General features: G+C 37.3%; 15 protein-coding genes and 1 pseudogene. 6 read left to right on the top strand and 10 right to left on the bottom strand.

Translation table 11 applies throughout. The annotated features are described in order from the left end of the window. Nucleotides 1–9: 9 nt before the first annotated feature. The 3 genes and pseudogenes from dapG to C509_RS23195 form a co-directional block, all read right to left on the bottom strand. On the bottom strand, nucleotides 10–1,251 hold the full coding sequence (gene dapG / locus C509_RS0101180) for an aspartate kinase (protein WP_018705063.1): 1,242 nt from the start codon (nucleotides 1,249–1,251) through the stop codon (nucleotides 10–12). A 21-nt stretch (nucleotides 1,252–1,272) separates the two neighbouring features. Next, nucleotides 1,273–2,337 (bottom strand): aspartate-semialdehyde dehydrogenase, encoded by a 1,065-nt coding sequence (asd, locus tag C509_RS0101185; protein WP_018705064.1) that lies wholly within the window; start codon nucleotides 2,335–2,337, stop codon nucleotides 1,273–1,275. A 172-nt stretch (nucleotides 2,338–2,509) separates the two neighbouring features. Continuing rightward, a pseudogene (locus tag C509_RS23195) lies at nucleotides 2,510–2,797 on the bottom strand (flavoprotein); the annotation flags it as partial. A gap of 490 nt (nucleotides 2,798–3,287) precedes the next feature. Between C509_RS23195 and C509_RS0101195 the strand changes: the two are divergent. After that, complete coding sequence (locus tag C509_RS0101195; RefSeq protein ID WP_018705066.1) at nucleotides 3,288–4,469, top strand: MFS transporter; 1,182 nt, start codon at nucleotides 3,288–3,290, stop codon at nucleotides 4,467–4,469. A 446-nt stretch (nucleotides 4,470–4,915) separates the two neighbouring features. On the opposite strand, the gene C509_RS0101200 is transcribed toward C509_RS0101195, so the two are convergent. The 3 genes from C509_RS0101200 to C509_RS0101210 are packed head-to-tail and all read right to left on the bottom strand — an operon-like array spanning nucleotide 4,916 to nucleotide 8,574. Next, nucleotides 4,916–5,419: a PadR family transcriptional regulator gene (locus C509_RS0101200; protein ID WP_026319619.1), complete on the bottom strand. Its 504-nt coding sequence runs from the start codon at nucleotides 5,417–5,419 to the stop codon at nucleotides 4,916–4,918. A gap of 4 nt (nucleotides 5,420–5,423) precedes the next feature. Continuing rightward, on the bottom strand, nucleotides 5,424–7,886 hold the full coding sequence (locus C509_RS0101205; RefSeq protein WP_018705068.1) for an ABC transporter permease: 2,463 nt from the start codon (nucleotides 7,884–7,886) through the stop codon (nucleotides 5,424–5,426). After that, complete coding sequence (locus C509_RS0101210; protein WP_018705069.1) at nucleotides 7,855–8,574, bottom strand: ABC transporter ATP-binding protein; 720 nt, start codon at nucleotides 8,572–8,574, stop codon at nucleotides 7,855–7,857. The genes C509_RS0101205 and C509_RS0101210 overlap by 32 nt, the downstream gene beginning before the upstream one ends. A gap of 769 nt (nucleotides 8,575–9,343) precedes the next feature. Here C509_RS0101210 and C509_RS0101215 point away from each other — a divergent pair. From C509_RS0101215 to C509_RS0101235, 5 genes are read left to right on the top strand one after another with little or no spacing between them, the layout of a single operon-like run. Continuing rightward, nucleotides 9,344–10,057, top strand: coding sequence for an ABC transporter ATP-binding protein (locus C509_RS0101215; protein WP_018705070.1), 714 nt, complete (start codon nucleotides 9,344–9,346; stop codon nucleotides 10,055–10,057). Next, the gene (locus tag C509_RS0101220) at nucleotides 10,054–10,881 is read left to right on the top strand and encodes an ABC transporter permease (RefSeq protein ID WP_018705071.1); all 828 of its coding nucleotides are present in this window, start codon (nucleotides 10,054–10,056) and stop codon (nucleotides 10,879–10,881) included. The genes C509_RS0101215 and C509_RS0101220 overlap by 4 nt, the downstream gene beginning before the upstream one ends. An 11-nt stretch (nucleotides 10,882–10,892) precedes the next feature. Continuing rightward, nucleotides 10,893–11,657 carry an ABC transporter permease gene (locus C509_RS0101225; protein ID WP_018705072.1) on the top strand — a complete coding sequence of 255 codons (765 nt, stop codon included), beginning with the start codon at nucleotides 10,893–10,895 and terminating at the stop codon, nucleotides 11,655–11,657. Nucleotides 11,658–11,664: 7 nt separating this feature from the next. Next, the gene (locus C509_RS0101230) at nucleotides 11,665–12,345 is read left to right on the top strand and encodes a response regulator transcription factor (RefSeq protein ID WP_018705073.1); all 681 of its coding nucleotides are present in this window, start codon (nucleotides 11,665–11,667) and stop codon (nucleotides 12,343–12,345) included. Next, a complete protein-coding gene (locus tag C509_RS0101235) occupies nucleotides 12,330–13,775 on the top strand; it encodes a sensor histidine kinase (RefSeq protein ID WP_018705074.1) in 1,446 nt (481 codons plus the stop codon). The genes C509_RS0101230 and C509_RS0101235 overlap by 16 nt, the downstream gene beginning before the upstream one ends. Before the next feature lie 654 nt (nucleotides 13,776–14,429). Here the strand turns inward: C509_RS0101235 and C509_RS0101245 are convergent. The 4 genes from C509_RS0101245 to C509_RS0101260 all read right to left on the bottom strand — a co-directional run bounded on the left by C509_RS0101245 (nucleotide 14,430) and on the right by C509_RS0101260 (nucleotide 17,605). Further along, on the bottom strand, nucleotides 14,430–14,690 hold the full coding sequence (locus C509_RS0101245) for a hypothetical protein (RefSeq protein WP_018705076.1): 261 nt from the start codon (nucleotides 14,688–14,690) through the stop codon (nucleotides 14,430–14,432). Nucleotides 14,691–14,893: 203 nt separating this feature from the next. After that, the gene (gene pdxR / locus C509_RS0101250) at nucleotides 14,894–16,333 is read right to left on the bottom strand and encodes a MocR-like pyridoxine biosynthesis transcription factor PdxR (protein WP_018705077.1); all 1,440 of its coding nucleotides are present in this window, start codon (nucleotides 16,331–16,333) and stop codon (nucleotides 14,894–14,896) included. Between the two features lie 36 nt (nucleotides 16,334–16,369). Beyond that, nucleotides 16,370–16,810 carry an NUDIX domain-containing protein gene (locus tag C509_RS0101255; protein ID WP_018705078.1) on the bottom strand — a complete coding sequence of 147 codons (441 nt, stop codon included), beginning with the start codon at nucleotides 16,808–16,810 and terminating at the stop codon, nucleotides 16,370–16,372. Nucleotides 16,811–17,284: 474 nt separating this feature from the next. Then, on the bottom strand, nucleotides 17,285–17,605 hold the full coding sequence (locus C509_RS0101260) for an antibiotic biosynthesis monooxygenase (RefSeq protein ID WP_018705079.1): 321 nt from the start codon (nucleotides 17,603–17,605) through the stop codon (nucleotides 17,285–17,287). Between the last annotated feature and the right edge of the window lie 123 nt (nucleotides 17,606–17,728).

Here is a 17,728-nt window from a genome sequence, read left to right on the forward strand (position 1 = left end):
ACTCACACCTCAATCATATAATTCATATTCAATTTTTTCGTTTTGCAATTCAAACACATCATGCAATGCATTCACTGCATTTTCCAATTCATTTCCTTCAACAAGGACCCAGATGGTTGTATGACTGTCTGCCGATTGAAGGATACGAATTTCTTTTTCTGCCAAGGCGGTTACAATTTTAGCTGTAACCCCAGGGACCCCTGTTATTCCTGCGCCGACTATAGATACCTTAGCGCACCTAGGCTCCACAATTGGATCATAACCGGCTGCATTCAATTCGGCAATAGCACGCTCAACGGCGTCTTCGGGGATCGTATAAACTACTCCTGTAGGCGAAATATTGATAAAGTCCACGCTGATATTTGCATTGGCCATCGCTTTGAAAACTTCAGACTGGAAATGATACTGTCCTTTTTTTGCAGAAACCTTTATCTGAGAAATATTCTCTAAGAAAGCAATCCCTGTCACTAATTGGTCACGTACTTCGGGCTGCTCTCTTTTTCGGTCCAGTGTAGTAACTAATGTACCCGGTGAATCAGAATAGGTTGATCTGATTCTAAGTGGTATTTTGGCTTGCATAGCGATTTCGACTGCACGAGGATGAATGACCTTGGCTCCTTGATAAGCCATATTGCACACTTCATCGTATGTGACAACTGAAAGCGGACGTGCTTTTTTTACAATACGCGGATCAGCAGTCATCATACCTTCAACATCAGTAAAAATGTCTATAAATTCCGCATTTAAGGCTGCTCCAAGTGCTGCCGCCGAAGTATCGCTTCCTCCACGGCCGATTGTTGTGATATCACCGTTTTCTGCAGCTCCCTGGAAGCCTGCAACTACAACTACGTCATATGTCTTCAATTCCTCTTTAAGCCGCTCACAGTTCATTTTTAAAATCTTGGCGTTTGTGAAATCATCATTAGTGAGAAATCCAGCCTGGGCACCTGACATTGCAGTCGCTTTAATACCTTTCTCATTCAACATATGCGTAAAAACGACACTTGAGATTGTCTCGCCGCAGGATACCAACATATCTTTTTCTCTGCCGGTGAGGGTTGTTTTTTTATCTCCAATCAGCCCTAATAAAGTATCAGTTGCATATGGATCTCCTTTTCGCCCCATCGCCGATACGACCACAACTACCTTATTTCCGCTTTCAAGAGCTTTTTGTATATGTTTTTTTGCATGTGCACGTGTTTCACTATTTTTTACAGATGTTCCGCCAAACTTCTGAACTACAACTTTCATTCTAACACCCCGATTTAAAATTTAACTGTGTTGCGGCGTCGATACCATGCCCAATTTGACCAAGCTCTCTGCAATTTGAACCGTATTCAGAGCAGCTCCTTTAAGGAGATTGTCGGATACAATCCACAAATGGAATCCATTTTTTTCATCCAAATCTTCACGGATTCTTCCTACGAATACATCATCTTTTCCTGACGCCATTGCCGGCATAGGATAAATCTGCTCATTCGGTTCATCCTGAAGAGTTACACCAGGCGCTTCCGAAAGTACCTGTCTAATATTCTCAACAGTCACATCATTTTGTCCAATTTCCACATAGACCGATTCAGAATGTCCCGTTTCGACCGGAAGCCGTACGCAAGTGGCTGCGACCTTCAAGGTTGGAAGATTCATGATTTTTTTCGTTTCATTGATCATTTTCATCTCTTCCAAAGTATAGCCGTTGTCAGAGAATTGGTCGATTTGCGGAATAGCATTAAAAGCGATTTGATAGTGTTTTTCCGCCCCGCCCACCGGTAAAATTTCAGGATTGATCTCTTCTTTATCAAGAATAGACTTTGTTTGATTGTTCAACTCTGCAATCGCTTGAGCGCCCGCACCGGACACTGCTTGATAAGTAGAAACGATTACTTTGTTCAAGCCGAAGGCTTTTCTGATCGGCTCAAGGGCTGCAACCATTTGAATAGTCGAACAGTTCGGATTGGCAATAAGCCCCTTATGCCCTTTTAAAGCTGTCTCGTTCACTTCCGGCACAACAAGCGGTACTTCTGGATCCATACGGAATGCACTTGTATTATCTATTACGATTGCCCCTCGTTTCACTGCTTCGGGTGCGAACTTTTTTGATACGCCCCCTCCTGCACTGAATAGGGCAATGTCTACTCCTTCGAATGATTCGGGAACGGCTTCTTCAACCGTGAGAGTTTCCCCTTTAAACTGGATTTTTTTACCCGCTGAACGTGCTGATGACAGCGGCGTCAACTTTCGAATTGGAAAGTCCCTTCTCTCCAAAGTATTCAATATTTGTTGTCCCACTGCTCCAGTCGCACCCATGACGGCGACATGATAACCTGTAGTTTTTTCCATTTGAAAGACTCTCCTCCTAATCCCGGCATACCTGAATTAAGGTTTATAAGGATTATTTCAATAATAATCATTTTAACACATTTTACTCAGCTGTCGAAATCCTTTTTCTTTAAAATATTGAATTGACGGGAAAAGAAAGATCATTGGCATCCTTCTTTTCCCAATATCCATCTCATGAAAAGTACCTGAACCTCTCAATAATCACCGGTTGTATCTGGTAGCCATTAATGGCGGCTTCCACGGCAGCAGGAAGCATTTCCATCCGGGCAACCATGGAAGTCGGCTTTCTTTCCGGGTCATCCTGTCCGTATGGAATAAAGTATATATTCTTGGCAGCCATGAGCTTCATCAAATTTACGCCATTCAATCCAAGAGCGTCATTTGTGGAGATTCCTAAAACAACAGGCTTTCTGTTCCTCAAAGTGGCTTTGGCAGCCATAAGAACAGGAGAATACGTTAGGCACACATATCACTAAAAAAGTTCGTTTCAATGTCACCTGATTATTAGTATTATAGTATGTACATTCATGAGAGCGTGACTTTTAGGGAAATAAGGAATTAGAAAAAATGACCATTCAAAATACATATAATCCCGCGCTAATTTGAAAAAACGAGGTGAGAAAATGCTGTGTAATGATTATGAGCAAGATAAGCAGTGATTTTTATTAAACAAATAAGCTGTTGATACACTTGAAAGAATGAAGCATTCATTTTCTACTTCTCTGGTCATTCTTTTTGATACTATCCATTTAACTGTTCACTAAAATAGCCGGAAAAATCAACGCTCTTTAAAGTCTGTAGAGTTATAATTCGTTATTTTTACTAAATGATGAAATCATGAAATGATAGAACAATTTTATTTTGATTTTAGACTGTATAAAAATAACTGAATAATCAGTCAATCAATAATAATTGCTGAATTATATGCCGTTGGGAAAGAGGGGTCTTTTATGAACTACCGTGTCTACTTATTAGCCTTTATCGCTTTTGCGGCAGGGATAGATGAGAATATCATTGTTGGGATCATATCTCTAGTAGCAAGCGATTTAAATGTTACTGTAAGCACTGCAGGACAATTAACCAGTATTTTTTCCATAGTATTCGCTATCTGTGCTCCCTTATTACTCACATGCACCGCTTCTTATGAGAGAAGAAATTTGCTTCAAATAACAGTTTTGATCTTTGCCCTAAGTAATTTGATTGCCGCAATGAGCATTAATTATGAAATGCTATTATGTGTACGTATTATTTCTGCAGCTAGTTGTTCCCTTATCATTGTTTTGGCCACGACTATAGCATCCTGCATTGTCCCCGATTCTCATAAGGGAAGAGCAATCGGCTTTGTCTTCATGGGGATTAGTGGCTCATTAGTATTAGGTGTTCCCTTCGGAATACTCTTAAGTAGCGGATTCGGCTGGCGTGCCCCCTTTATATTTATCGCTATCATTGCTCTTTTACTTGGACTATCTATTAGATTTGTTTTTCCGACGATTGAGCCAAAACCAGCGATTCCATTTTCTAAGTATTGGTTGCATTTAAAAAACCGTAAAATGGCAAGTGGTCAATTGATTTCCATTCTAATGATTGGAGGACACTTCACTCTGTATGCGTATTTATTACCTTATGTACAAAAACAGTTGCATGTGACTGATACTATGATGAGTGTTGTATTGTTGCTTTTCGGAATTTCTGCGGTATTCGGAGGATATATCGGTGGTTTGTTGTCTGACCAATTAGGAAGATCACGAGCAGTTGTTTTGATTCCCTCTCTTTTTTTTATATTTTTGGTAATTTTGCCATTTATGACAACATCACTGTTTTGGTTTTTGCCGTTTATGATGATTTGGAGCTGTATAAGTTGGATGATTTCACCTGCTGTACAAAACTATTTGATTCATAATGACCCTAAAAATGGGGATGTGGCTATCGGAGTAAACACGTCTGCAATGCATATAGGTGTGGCTATCGGTTCCGGACTGGGAGGACTGGTGATTATGTGGAGTTCGATTGATTACAATGCTTGGGTTGGTAGTTTAGTTGTTGTTCTATCAATTCTATGTGCACTTTATTCTACATCTCGGACACAGGCATACGATACGTCCCCAGTTCAACAGGATAGATCAATAAGGTGATAATTTTTCAATATATCACTATTTTTTTCTACATTGTATTCATATATTTCTTAACCTTTCAATTCTTTCAAACATGGGACAAAGGCAGTTCAAGGTAACTGCTCCCTGTTATTGAGACAGGAGGCAAAACACCTTTAAGCAGCCAGCTGCCGACATTATACAGGCGACTGACTGCTTAGGTTGCTTGGTTACGAATTTCTTCGGATATTGCATTAAGTGGGATTTTTCTGTATCAATCTTATGAGCATATCACTTATTAATGCAACGTTAGAGTAATCTTTTCATCTGTGTTTTGAAAGACCCCCAAGATTATAATAATAACACCGCTACTGTGATAAACCGTTCTAATATCCTGCTCTACCCTTTTTATAAACCACCTAGGAAGTGGCAGAAGTTTTTTAAGAATAGAAACTCCTCTGTCGAGCGTATATAGATTGACACTTTTATTAAAAGTTTCGATTTTCCACTTGATTTATCCAGTTTAAATCTGCTTCTAAATGTAATAACATCCCAGTGATTAATAAATATTTATTTTCATCACCCTGCAGTAATAATTCAGTTTTTAATTTAGTTAATTCCATCACTTCTTTAATAATCATTGCTTTCTGTTGTTCAAGCATTTGCTTTTCATGGGCAAAGTGAATTTTACGGGCACAGCTCCATTTAAAGAAAAAGTCCTCTCTTGTCATGTAATAAGGAACAGGTTCCAATAACCATTTTTCCAACTCATTTTTACCTTTTGGTTCTAACTCAAACAATTTTCTTTCCTGCTCATCCAATCCTGGGGATGAGACAAGCTGGTCACGGATCAAGCGATCGAGAGTGGTATAAATCTGACCAGGATTGATTTTACCTTTAATTCCAAGAAGGGAATCCAATTCTAATTTCAACTCGTATCCATGATGCTTTTGACGGAATAATAACGTTAAGATTCCATATTTTACTGACAACATATCAACCTTCTTTGAGCGATGATTGAATATCTATTCTACTCGCACTTTTACTGGAAATCCAGGCTGCACAAAGACTTAGCAACACACCTGCAATTATTGCTGATATCATATTACCGAAAGGTAATTGGAAAGACATAAACCCTTCCATTAAATGAGATTTACTTGTTGCATAGATTAAAATGGTACCTGTTACAATGCCTCCGATTACCCCTGAAAAGCCAATGAGCACCCCCTCTGCTAATATCATATTTGTAACCTGTTGTTTCGTAAAACCGAGTGCTCGCATAGTCCCAATCTCCGAGATGCGTTCAAAAGTATTCATCAATAGCGTATTGGCTGTACCAATACTAGCTAACCCGATAATCATAAACAATAAAATGAAGATAAGTTTATTCATACCTGAAATGGCCGATGTAGTGGATTCAATTTCGTCTTCGACCGTTTGAACCTTTGAAATATGTTTACCGAAATCAGACCATAACTGGTCACGGATTGAACCATCCGCTTTATTGTCTACAGTCAGTAGCAAATCAAAGCTATTTTTCCATCCAAAATCGTCATTCAAGTATAGCTTGTCCATAAATGCGACATAACCAGAATAATGTGATGTTTTAACAACGCCAATAACTTCAAATCGCTGTTCACCATTTGGAGTATTCATTAGAATACTTTGGCCAACATCCCCACCCCATTCTTTAAATGCACGTTCTCCAAGCAACACAGAAGGTTTCTGTTTTAACTTTTGGTACAAATCCTTTTCCCGGTGATCTGTAAATAATGAGGGGCCATTTTCGCTTACAGAAATAACAGAAAATTGTCTACTTCTTCCATTACTTGTTTCCCAAGTAATCGGGGTTGCTTCAGTTAACATTTCAACACTTGTAACAGCACTATAAGAAAGTATTTTTTCTATGTCTTCTGAAGACCAAGGTACCTCAGAAGTAACTCTCATATCTCCCCCATACGTATTTCTAATCTCTTTTTCATATTCTTGGGGAGCTGATTCTACAGCCGCCCCCAGTAACAATATAACCGATATTCCAACAGCTAGAATAGCAGCAGTATTAGCATTACGGTTTAATTGCTGCAAGAGATTTTTTGTAGCCATAGTGCCGGGGTAATTAAACAGTGATTTAAAAATAGGCTTTATCATTTTACTTAAACCCGATAATAGTAAAGGGAATAATAAAATAACCCCTATTAATATAGCAACATATGAAACTGGATGATCTATAAACACAAAGCATAAAAGGATCACACCAACAATGGCTCTAAGAAAATACCACCTGGATGATGTGTCCGTTTTATTCGACATTTTTAATGACAATAAAATGGATGTTTTACCCGCACTATAGATAGGAAATAATGAAAAAACTACAGGGAATAACAAACCTATGATGATCGCCATCATCGTTGGCAGCTTCCAATTTAATGTGTAGACCATATCAAATTCAAATACACTTAACAGAGCTTGCATGAACAGGTCTCCAAGCCATATACCAATCGGTACTCCAACAGTTGTGCCAATCAATGCCAAGAGTATCATTTCAATAAGAACGAGCTTAGAAACAGAACTTTGTGTATAACCCAGGCTTTTCATTATAGCAAATTCTTTTTTTCTTTCTATTACACTTGTATAAATCATATTAAAAACAATAAACCCACTGATAAACATTGACAACCCAGCTATTAAGTAGAAAAAGGTATAAAGGCCACCTATATCGTTGCTTTGGAGATCATCTGCTACAACGGGCTCTATGTACACACTAGACCCACTAAACTTCTGTTGAAAAGAGTGAAAGAGCTTCGTGCCATCACCTTTGACTTGAAAACGCATATAGGAAATCTCATCATTCTTCCCATTCCACTCTCTTAACATTTCAAGCGGTGCCATAATGCGAAAACTTGTTGATTCAGCACGTTCCCAATTACTAGGACTTGCAAGTAATTGCGTGTACTCAACAATGGCCGATACCTTTGCTTCTCCCATATCGGTAAACCCAATCCAATCTCCAACCCCTACCCCTAATAAATTGGCAACAGCCTTTGGTATAACTATTCCCTCATTATCTAAGCTGCCTTCAATAACTGGTAGCTCCAGCAAAGGGCTGTTTTGATCATTTACTCCTGTAATTCGTACAGATCTTTCATTCAAAGAGTGATCGCCTTCAAGCTCAAAGAAAGCCTGCTTATCAAGGGCAAGCAGTGTATGAGTAACAGCGGGATCCTTTTGAATAGATGAGACCATCTTTTCTGGATAGGTATGTTCATCACTTAACACCCAATAATCTGCATTAGCGACATACATTTGCTCATAGTAGTCAAAAACGTCATTGGTTGTTTTGTCGGCTATCAACATAGATGTTAAAAAGGACGTCCCTAGTATTATCGCAAGTAATGTAAAGAAAAACCTTTTTTTGTTTTGTGTTACATTACGCCATGAAATTCGCCAAATATTTAGCATAGTCACTATCCTTCCTAGATATAACTTGATCGACAATACCATCTCTAAAAAGTATGATGCGATCTGCAAAACCAGCTGCGAAAATATCATGTGTAACCATCACAATGGTTTGTTTATGATTACGATGGAACATTGACAATAAACCAAGAATTTCTTCTGCCCTTGCTCTGTCCAAATTCCCTGTAGGTTCATCTGCTAACAATACAGTCGGGTTATTAGCAAGTGCTCGAGCAATAGCCACTCGTTGCTGCTGACCTCCACTAAGCAAATTGGCTCGTTTTCGATTTAAACCCGTTAATCCTACAGAATCGATCAATTCATGGATCCATTTACTTTTTTCATTTGTCAATTTTCCATCTGCATGAAGAGGAAAAGCGATATTTTCTTCAACAGTTAAATTTGGCAACAATTGATAATTTTGAAAAACAAAACCAAGTTTTTTTCTCCGAAATCTCGTTCTTTCCTTTTCCTTCATTTCGTTTATTGAATGATGATCAATTTGTATTTCCCCATTGGTGGGTACATCTAGCCCCCCTAGTAATTGCAGTAAAGTGCTTTTTCCAGAGCCACTTGGACCCATAATAGCCACGAATTCACCTTCTTCAATGCTTAAATCAACACCTTTTAACACTTTTGTTTTCTCTTGTCCCTGTAAAAATTCTTTTGTTAGATTGCTAACTTTAATCATATGATTAATTCCTCCTATTGTTTGCCTTTCAAATTATATACTAAGTATATATATAATAAAAGTATAATTATAAATAAATTTCTATTCTTGTTAATAAATACCCCTAAAATATACATACTTAGTATGTATATTTTAGGGGTATAGAAATAAAAAGAAACAAGTTAAATATACCGGGAAGTACACACTAGATAGATGTCATACTGTTTCCCCACTGGAAATCAATTGTTTATAGATATCGTCTTAACCAAAAGAATCCAACTTAAAACTTTATCATTTAGAGTATTTTTGGATTTAATAGAAATACAGCCATTATGTATTTCTCCGCTTGGAAGCACTTTCTGTTCACACTTAAATCGTTTGTCGGATGCCACCCCGGTTGTTTGATTCGCAAAGCGTACGTCGCGCTTTCCTGCAGTTGAGGGCGTCCTCCGATTCCAGGCATCTAAGAAGGTTCATGCTTCCTGTAGTAAAGAATTATACCTCACATATTTGACTGAATTCTCCACTTTCCTTTGTTCGGGGCTTTCTGGTAATGGGCCACTTGAAACCCGTATTCCGATGTGAGAATCACTTCCTTCTTCAGCCGTTGCTGGACAACAGTAGTTTGGATTCCTCCATCTTCTTGATTTTATACTCGAATGTACCAGTAGAAATGGGGATCATTTTTTACGTTTTTGTTGTCTCACTAACACTCCTTTCAAAATAAACATGGAAAACTTTATAAATTCTTTATATTTGTTTAATACACTCTCTCTAAGGAGGGTTAAAATTGAAAAAGACTGTTTTAGAATGCAGGAATGTTTCCAAAAGAATACGGGGTAAATATTTAATTAAAGATGTTACTTTTCATGTAGAAAAAGGGGTTATCTGTGGCTTGCTTGGACCTAATGGGGCGGGGAAAACGACATTGATTCGCATGTTAACGGGGCTTATTCGCCCAACGAAAGGCGATGTATTCATTCAAAATCAAAGCGTGGGCACAATGCGGGAATTGGCGTTGAAAAATGTAGGGGCCATTGTGGAATCGCCGATCTTTTTTCCATACATGACAGGTAGAGATAATTTAAGAAACTTAGCTCGGTTTCATGGGTTATCAAAATCAGAGATAAGCAAAAAGGTGAAAGAGGTATTGGAGATTGTTGGACTCGAAACTCGAGCGGACGAAAAAGTTCGTACCTATTCTCTAGGGATGAAACAAAGACTTGGAATTGCGCAATCACTGCTGGGCAATCCCGAATTGCTCATTTTAGATGAACCAGCGAATGGCCTTGATCCAATGGGTATGCGGGAATTGAGAGAATTAATCCTTACTTTAAAAAATCGATATGGAAAAACGATCCTTATCTCTAGTCACCTTCTCGATGAATTACAGAAAATATGTGATCAAATTCTCATTATCCGTGAGGGAGAATTAGTCTGGAAAGGGAAGCTTGATCAGGAGAAAGATTTAGAAGAACTATTTATTGAGCTGGTGTCCCAATGAAAACAATAATAGCAACAGAATGGCAAAAATTGTGGAAAAGAAAAATACCATGGCTCTTATTAGCAGTGATCCCTGTCATGGTTTATGCAGCCGCAAAATTTTGCCAACAACAAAATCGAGCATTAACCCCAGATCTACCGCAATATACGGTAGCAGGAAACTTTCCTATACTTGGACTTTCAGAAATGTTAATGACTGTTTTTAATCTTGTCGCTACCATCATTGCCGCACTAATCGTAACGGAAGAATATCGATCCGGATCTTTACGAATGGTGTTGATGCGAATAAAATCATTTCAGCAACTTGTTTTTGCCAAATATTTGGTGTTAATCAGTTATCTTTTTGTATATTTACTTGTCTATTTCCTTGTTTGTTATGGGATTGGGTTAGCGATGTTTTCATGTCCTGACACATATCCGCAGTTTTATCATCAAGATCCTGTCACATGGTCAGATGGATTTTTGTATAATTTGAAATTTTACGCTTTAGCTTTTCTAACATTAATTGCTATTAGCAGTGTCATCCTCTTTTTTACCGCCATCTCACAAACGATGACAACAGCGCTTGGTGTAAGTGTTGGTTATTTGCTTATTTGTTTCGCTTATCCAAACTTTATACAGTTGTTCTCATCAATTGCAGGGAACGAAAAAATGATAAATATATTTTTCACGTCTATTCCGATGATCCAATGGGAAGGGATCACGATGATGTTGGCAGAGACACCTTATCTTCTTGGTTGGATGTTACTGATACTTATAAGTTATTTTATACTGTTTCAGTTATTACTCCTTTTTGTAACAAGGAAAAAAGATATGTTTATATAAAGGATGATTTTATGAAAAATCTTATATTAAGTGAATATGAGCGGACATTTAAAAGAAAAAAGACGATGATTGGCTTACTTATAGTCTGTTTTGTTTTAGCGTTTGAATGTGTCTTTCTATATGCAATGGATGGGGTTAGTTTTTATGATGCGGAACATGCTGTAAAGTTAAATTCGATTAATACCGCACCATTCTTTTTACGTGAATTAGGGATATTTCTGTACTTTGTCTTAATTCCGATGTTTGTTGTAGACAGCTTTAATGGGGAGTATTCTTCCGGGGCTTTACGGCTTGTATTAATTCGTCCCCAAAATAGAATAAAAGTACTGTTAGCAAAATGGTTTGTTCAAGTAAGTATATTTTTAGGGATTATGATCTTTACTTGGATAGTTGCTACGGTGTTTGGTATTTTGTTTATGCCGCATGTTGAGGAAACGACCTTTTATCAAACAGACGCAATGAATCCATTTGCTGGACTGCTTTATACGGTAGTCTTCTATGGCATTGCCTTCGTCATCATCATTGCGGTCATTGGCCTGTGCAGTTTGATCAGTGTGTTAATGCCAAATCCAATTTTGGCTTATGCTGGAACAGTAGTGACACTTGTCGGGAGCCTGTATATTCATGATGTTTTTGATTACTTCTTAACAACGGATTCAATATTCAAAGTGCTTGGTGAACCTCAAGCTGCATTTTTTATAAGCTTATTTTTAATCATCTCGATCAGTAGTATGATAAATATAGGAATTTGGAAAATGAAACAGTGGATGGGATGAGCAAACCATGACTAAAGTTTTAATTGTGGATGATGAACAGGACATTGTTGCCTTCATTACAGATTCCCTTCAGGATCAGGGCTATGAAGTCATAACAGCTTACAATAGTGAAGAGGCACTAGCTTCACTTGTGAGCAAGCCGGATATCATCATTCTTGATGTGATGATGCCCGGAATGAGTGGGCTCGAACTTTGTGATCGAATTCGAAAAAATATCGACTGCCCCATTATCTTTTTGAGCGCAAAAAGTAATGAGGAAGATCGAATTAAAGGATTACTAGTAGGTGGCGATGATTATTTAGTTAAGCCTTTCAGTATGAGAGAACTGCATGCTCGAATCATCGCTCACTTACGCCATGAACAAAGGAAAGCCAGAAAGAATATGAAACATTTGTACTTTGGAAATCTCATGATTGATTTGGATGGTTATGCTGTCTTTTATCAACATCAAGAAGTTGCTTTTACAATAAAGGAATTTGAATTAATCAAACTACTGGCTCTTCATGCTGGGCAAGTCTTTTCACGTGAGCAAATTTACGAAAAGATTTGGGGGTATGATGCAGAGGGAGATTCATCTACGGTAACCGAACATATAAAAAAGATCCGTGCAAAGTTATCAAGTGTTAGCAAAGATTCACCTTATATTGCCACAGTCTGGGGAGTAGGATATAAATGGGAAAAGCAGTGAGACCTATTCGCAGGCAAATCGTAACATCTTTTTATAAAATATTATTTTTTAGTATGGGTGCGACGATTTTGACATGGGGGATGATCTTTTTCGTTTTTATGTATTACGACAATAAGTTACAACCCGCTAATTATTACGAAAATCAAATTCCCGCCATCCTTGAGTATGTGGAACAATTGCAGGGAAAATTGTTATTAAAAGAAACGAAACAAGAATTGGAAGAGCAGATTCCGTTAGAGGGAATGGATTATCAGGTACTGGATAAACACGGGGGACTTTTATATGGTTCTACATCGAAATCATATATTCAAAATGAAAAAGATTTGTTCGATAGTCTTAACCAAAACTTATATATGGGTCATAATATAATTCGATTTTACCCTGTATTTAGTCAAAATGGTGATTTCTTAGGAGCAATAGGTTTTCGTTATAAATTGACGCTCGCAGCTTCTAATCCGCAATTAGGACTCATCATTATCTTACTTGGATTTGTAGTTTTTATTTGCCCATTCATGTATTTTTCGTTATTTTCCCTTTTAATAGGGAAGAAGTTTAGTAAACAAATGGAAAAACCGTTTCACTCTTTAATGGAGGGTGTAAAGAAAGTTCAAAACCATGATTTAAATTTCAAATTGGTTGAATTTAAAACAGTGAAGGAATTACAGCAACTAGTGGCGGCATTTGAGGAAATGAGGGTTGCTTTGAAGGACTCCTTAGAACGCCAGTGGCAAATAGAAGAAGAGCGTAAGGAAATGGTGGCAGCGATTGCTCATGATCTTCGGACTCCACTGACGATTATCCATGGTCATGTGGAAGGGTTGCTTGATGGCGGAGTAAGAGATAAAGAAAGACTAGAACGTTATTTACAAGCCATTTTTACAAGCACGGAAAGAGCGGTTCAATTAATGAATCAGTTAAACACTGTATCCATTATTGATCACCCTCAATTTTCAATCGAATATCGATCAGTTAATGTGGAGGAGTTTATTAAGAATAAATCCAATGAATATGATATTCTTTGTACGGAAAAAAATATTTTCTTTATCACTTCAATTAACATTGAGTCATCACATTTCAATGTCAACATGGATCCGCAGCGAATATCGCAAGTATTAGATAATATTATAATGAACAGCATACGTCATACACCGAAAAATGGAACAATAGAATGGAAAACAACAACCAATGGAGATACCGTTACTTTTGATATAACAGATAACGGTCCTGGTTTTCAAAACGAAATCACGGAAAGAGTATTTACCAAGTTTCATCGGGAAGATCAATCGAGAACAGGAACAGGAGCCCATTTTGGTTTGGGCCTTTATATTGCATATATAATCGTTAAAAAACATCATGGCACCATTTCGGCCCAAAATCATCCCGAAGGTGGAGCTTGTATAAAGGTGACCATCCCAAACCCCAGGCAGTAAAAATTCATGGAACTCTATCTTGCAGGCACATATTGGTTCAAATTATAAGTCCTTTGCAGTTGGATATAGTATCTAATATTTCCAAAGTGGAACGAAAGGACTTTCCTTTGAAGTTTAACTTACTGATTTTAGAAAAAATAAAAGAGCTCATTTTGGATAAACAGCGATCAAAATGAGTCCTCTTATTTGTTCATGTTTAACTTTATTTCAACTCCAACCTTTAGATTTAGTTGTGGCAACACCGTTATCCATGAAGTAAACTGAAGAATATGAGTAAGAAGATCCCACGATACACAATTATTTAATGTTAGTTAATAGTGGGAAACTCTTGAACAAAGAGGTACACATTTCATGAGATCATTTATACAGGCTTTCAAGGCCAAGAGATGTACGTACATCACGTTGGAAACTATATTTCTAGTACATATAGAAACGCCCCCTTTGAAAGGGGCAAAAAGGTTATAACGGCTTCTATTTATAACGGTTTCTATATTGTTGTACCCCTCAATTTTTACCGATTTCTAATCATTGCTCATCCATTTTTCCGTCTTTTCAGGACAAACCTAAAAGAGTACCGTCTACTTCTTGGCAAAGTGTTTCTCCTTTCAGCGTCACGTAAACGGTTTTCTTCTTGATTTAATGGATTTCTGGTGATTAATTACCAAAATAGGCTATGCTGATAGAAACAAATAGAACAACAAGTCCCAATACTACATATATCCATGACAATCTTTTTATATTATATTTTAAAGAGGTTTTCTCGTAATCAATTGATCTTGCCAATTGATCTTCGGGAGTATCCCCCTCTTCTTCATATTTCTTCAATTGTCTTGTAACGTCTCTTCCTACAAGAAACGTTCCCACAAGAGCAGCTATGCTTGTTATAACACCAGCAATAATCATGTATAATGTCATAGAATTCACTCCTACCATGCTATTTTTATCTCAGATGAATTTTTTCATACCGATCTCTCATTAATCATAATAAATTTAATGAGACATTAGACCATCCAATCCACTACCTTTTTCCTCATCCACTTTTTTGACTGAATAAAATATGACCCATGGATTAATCCATGGGTCAATCTTAACCAGACTTGCTAATGATGGAGTATTTCTTATCCGGAGCCGGAGCTTTTTAGTGCGCTGGCAAACCTATAGATCCCTTCTTCAATTAAGTGCTTTTCTCCTCGCCCAAACGAAAAACGTATACTCCCTTTTTCAGAGCCAAAAATACTTCCTGGAACAAAAGCTACTCCTTTTTTCATAGATGCATCCAGCAACTTATATTCATCAATCTGTTCATTTAACTTACACCATAAATGAATTCCGCCTTCTGGTACAATAAAATCCGTTTCAACTTCCGACAAATTCAGTAGGGCTGATATGATTAAATCTCTACGCTCTTTAAGATGTTTTCTGAGCAAGGAGATATGTAAGTCAAAATGTGGTGATCCTAAAAATTCATTTGCTATCCATTGAGGAAAAACGCTGTGCCCAAAATCCACTTGTTGTTTGGCATCTGCCAACTTCTCAATCACCTTCTGTGGTCCGATTATCCATCCTATTCTTAATCCAGATGCAACAATCTTAGAGAGCGAACTAATATACACAACATTTCCGTTCTCATCCATCGATTTTAAACAAGGGCCTATATCCCCGTTAAACGAAGTTAAGCTATATGGATCATCCTCTATAATCGGAATTCCGTATTCTGAAGATAATTCCAGAATTCGTTTACGCCTGTTTATGGACAACTTCGTACCTGTTGGGTTTTGATGATCCGGATTCAAAAAAAGCATTCGAATCCGGTGTTTTCTTTGAAGTTCTATAATAGAATAAGGATTCACACCATATCGATCAATTGGTAATGATAAAATTCTAAGTCCAGCAGATTGAAAGAGAGGCAAAGAATAGGCATACGAGGGGTTTTCAATCGCTATAGTATCTCCTGGTTTTAGCAAACATTGTACAATAAGATGAAGGGCTTGTTGTGCCCCGGAAGTAATTAATATTGATTCTGGACGGACGCATATATTTTTATAATTGTATAAGTGATTAGAAATGGTCTCACGCAGCATCTCATTTCCATGCGGATGATCATATCCTAAATGACCACTGAAAGGCTGCTTTATTAAAATCGAACGGAATTGATCAACAGGGAACAGGTCAGGTGCTAATTCGCCACTTGCCAAATTAATTAACGCATTTTTCTGAGTTTCTGTACGAATTTTCTGTACTAACGGGAGATTGGGTAAAAAAGAACCGTCTTCCACATATCTTCCCCAGTTCGGTATTCGTTTGTGGGATATCCCCCATATATCTGTATTTATGTGCGTTCCACTTCCTATTTTTCTTTCCACTAGTCCAATAGATTCCAATTCATTATAAGCAGCTACAACAGTACTACGATTTACATTCAGCTTTTTGGCTAATGCACGTTCAGATGGCAAGCGGGTATCAGGAGAAAATTCTCCTGATGAAATTTCCTTTTCTATGTATTCTGCAATTTGTTTATAAATAGGTTTTTTAGCCGAACGGTCCGGTGTGAATTCCATTAGTATCGTCCCCAGTATCCTGATAACTTTATTAGGTTAACGAATAAATGCCATTTCTTTTTCAGCAAGAGCATCCTCTAACCACTTAGGATGCATGTTCAACAAGTTTTCAGGCAGGTTTTGCAGGTCAAAAAATTTAATGTCAAGTGATTCATTTGAATTACATATAAGTTCTCCACCAGTAATTTCTGCAAGAAAACAAGTTGTTATAAAATGTACGACTTTTCCATTTGGGTAAGCAAACACCTGTGAAAGAGGGTCAGAATAAACACCAATTAATTTTTTAATCTTAATATCTAAATTCGTTTCCTCTTTCATTTCTCTGATAGCAGCATCAGAAACTGTTTCCCCTATTTCTATATGTCCTGATGGAATACCCCACAGCCCTACATCAATTCTTTTCTGTAACAAGACCTGATTCTTTTCATTAAAAACAATAACTGCAATACCCGCTTTTATTTCATCAATATTTCTCATTTATTAATGCTCCTTAAAAGGAAAGTTTTAAAGTAAGAACAGACATAGATTTTTCTTGAACACAGACCAGTACAACCAGCCTCTGGACCTCAAAATCTCTTTAATTGAAAAAGCTGAAAGTGTTCTACTTATAAACATTTTGACTCTATTCTATATGTACGCTATTAAATTGCACGGCTGCATCCAGGTCTTCTTGTTCAAGATACAGATATATCTCGTTCCGTTTTATTAAACTACCGCTAATGATACGGTATCATTTTTTGTCTTCTCTTTCGAGGAAAAATTCACTCTCACCTAGTATAGTTTTCTAAAAAGAAGTTTATCTAAAGAGAGTTTTTTCAATAAAAACACCCATTGCACAATAATGATTTGCCTTGCACAATTATAAAATAAATGGCAAGTATTGTTAATTAAGCTTTACCTGCCATTTGATGAAAGTATTTTAGATTCTTCGACCGCTCCATCGGGACATTCCTAGTTGGCAGCTTTTTTTATGGTTTGAACTGTATACATGCTTACTTCAGTTCTTAGAAGATAATCTGGCTTTGGTTGTTCCTTTTTTGCTCTATGACCTGCTAAGTGGGCATCACTTTTCTCCCAATTTTTCCAATGATCCTCTGATTCCCATCGTATCATAGCCACAACAGTTTCCTCACCACGTCGAGCCTTCTCTTTCATAACAGTAACATCAATAAACCCGTCCTGTTTTTCAATAATACCTTCCTTGCTAAATTGCTCAATAACTTTATGTGCATTTCCCTCGGTGACAACCATTTTTCTTATCATTATATACAAGAGATCTCCCCCTCTTTCCAAGATTCACCTAATTGATAACGTTTATCATTATCAATTATATGATAGAATAAGACTTATGTGTCAAGCTAATTAAAAGCATAACAATCCCTAGTACACTACTAA

This window comes from Siminovitchia fordii DSM 16014 = CIP 108821, from assembly GCF_000374565.1.
Lineage (GTDB): Bacteria > Bacillota > Bacilli > Bacillales > Bacillaceae_C > Siminovitchia > Siminovitchia fordii.

What these genes read in the sequence shown, in the direction of transcription:
- dapG (WP_018705063.1), bottom strand. Translation starts at nt 1,251, where the DNA reads ATGAAAGTTGTAGTTCAGAAGTTTGGCGGAACATCTGTAAAAAATAGT.
- asd (WP_018705064.1), bottom strand. Translation starts at nt 2,337, where the DNA reads ATGGAAAAAACTACAGGTTATCATGTCGCCGTCATGGGTGCGACTGGA.
- C509_RS0101195 (WP_018705066.1), top strand. Translation starts at nt 3,288, where the DNA reads ATGAACTACCGTGTCTACTTATTAGCCTTTATCGCTTTTGCGGCAGGG.
- C509_RS0101205 (WP_018705068.1), bottom strand. Translation starts at nt 7,886, where the DNA reads ATGCTAAATATTTGGCGAATTTCATGGCGTAATGTAACACAAAACAAA.
- C509_RS0101210 (WP_018705069.1), bottom strand. Translation starts at nt 8,574, where the DNA reads ATGATTAAAGTTAGCAATCTAACAAAAGAATTTTTACAGGGACAAGAG.
- C509_RS0101220 (WP_018705071.1), top strand. Translation starts at nt 10,054, where the DNA reads ATGAAAACAATAATAGCAACAGAATGGCAAAAATTGTGGAAAAGAAAA.
- C509_RS0101225 (WP_018705072.1), top strand. Translation starts at nt 10,893, where the DNA reads ATGAAAAATCTTATATTAAGTGAATATGAGCGGACATTTAAAAGAAAA.
- C509_RS0101230 (WP_018705073.1), top strand. Translation starts at nt 11,665, where the DNA reads ATGACTAAAGTTTTAATTGTGGATGATGAACAGGACATTGTTGCCTTC.
- C509_RS0101235 (WP_018705074.1), top strand. Translation starts at nt 12,330, where the DNA reads ATGGGAAAAGCAGTGAGACCTATTCGCAGGCAAATCGTAACATCTTTT.
- C509_RS0101245 (WP_018705076.1), bottom strand. Translation starts at nt 14,690, where the DNA reads ATGACATTATACATGATTATTGCTGGTGTTATAACAAGCATAGCTGCT.
- pdxR (WP_018705077.1), bottom strand. Translation starts at nt 16,333, where the DNA reads ATGGAATTCACACCGGACCGTTCGGCTAAAAAACCTATTTATAAACAA.
- C509_RS0101255 (WP_018705078.1), bottom strand. Translation starts at nt 16,810, where the DNA reads ATGAGAAATATTGATGAAATAAAAGCGGGTATTGCAGTTATTGTTTTT.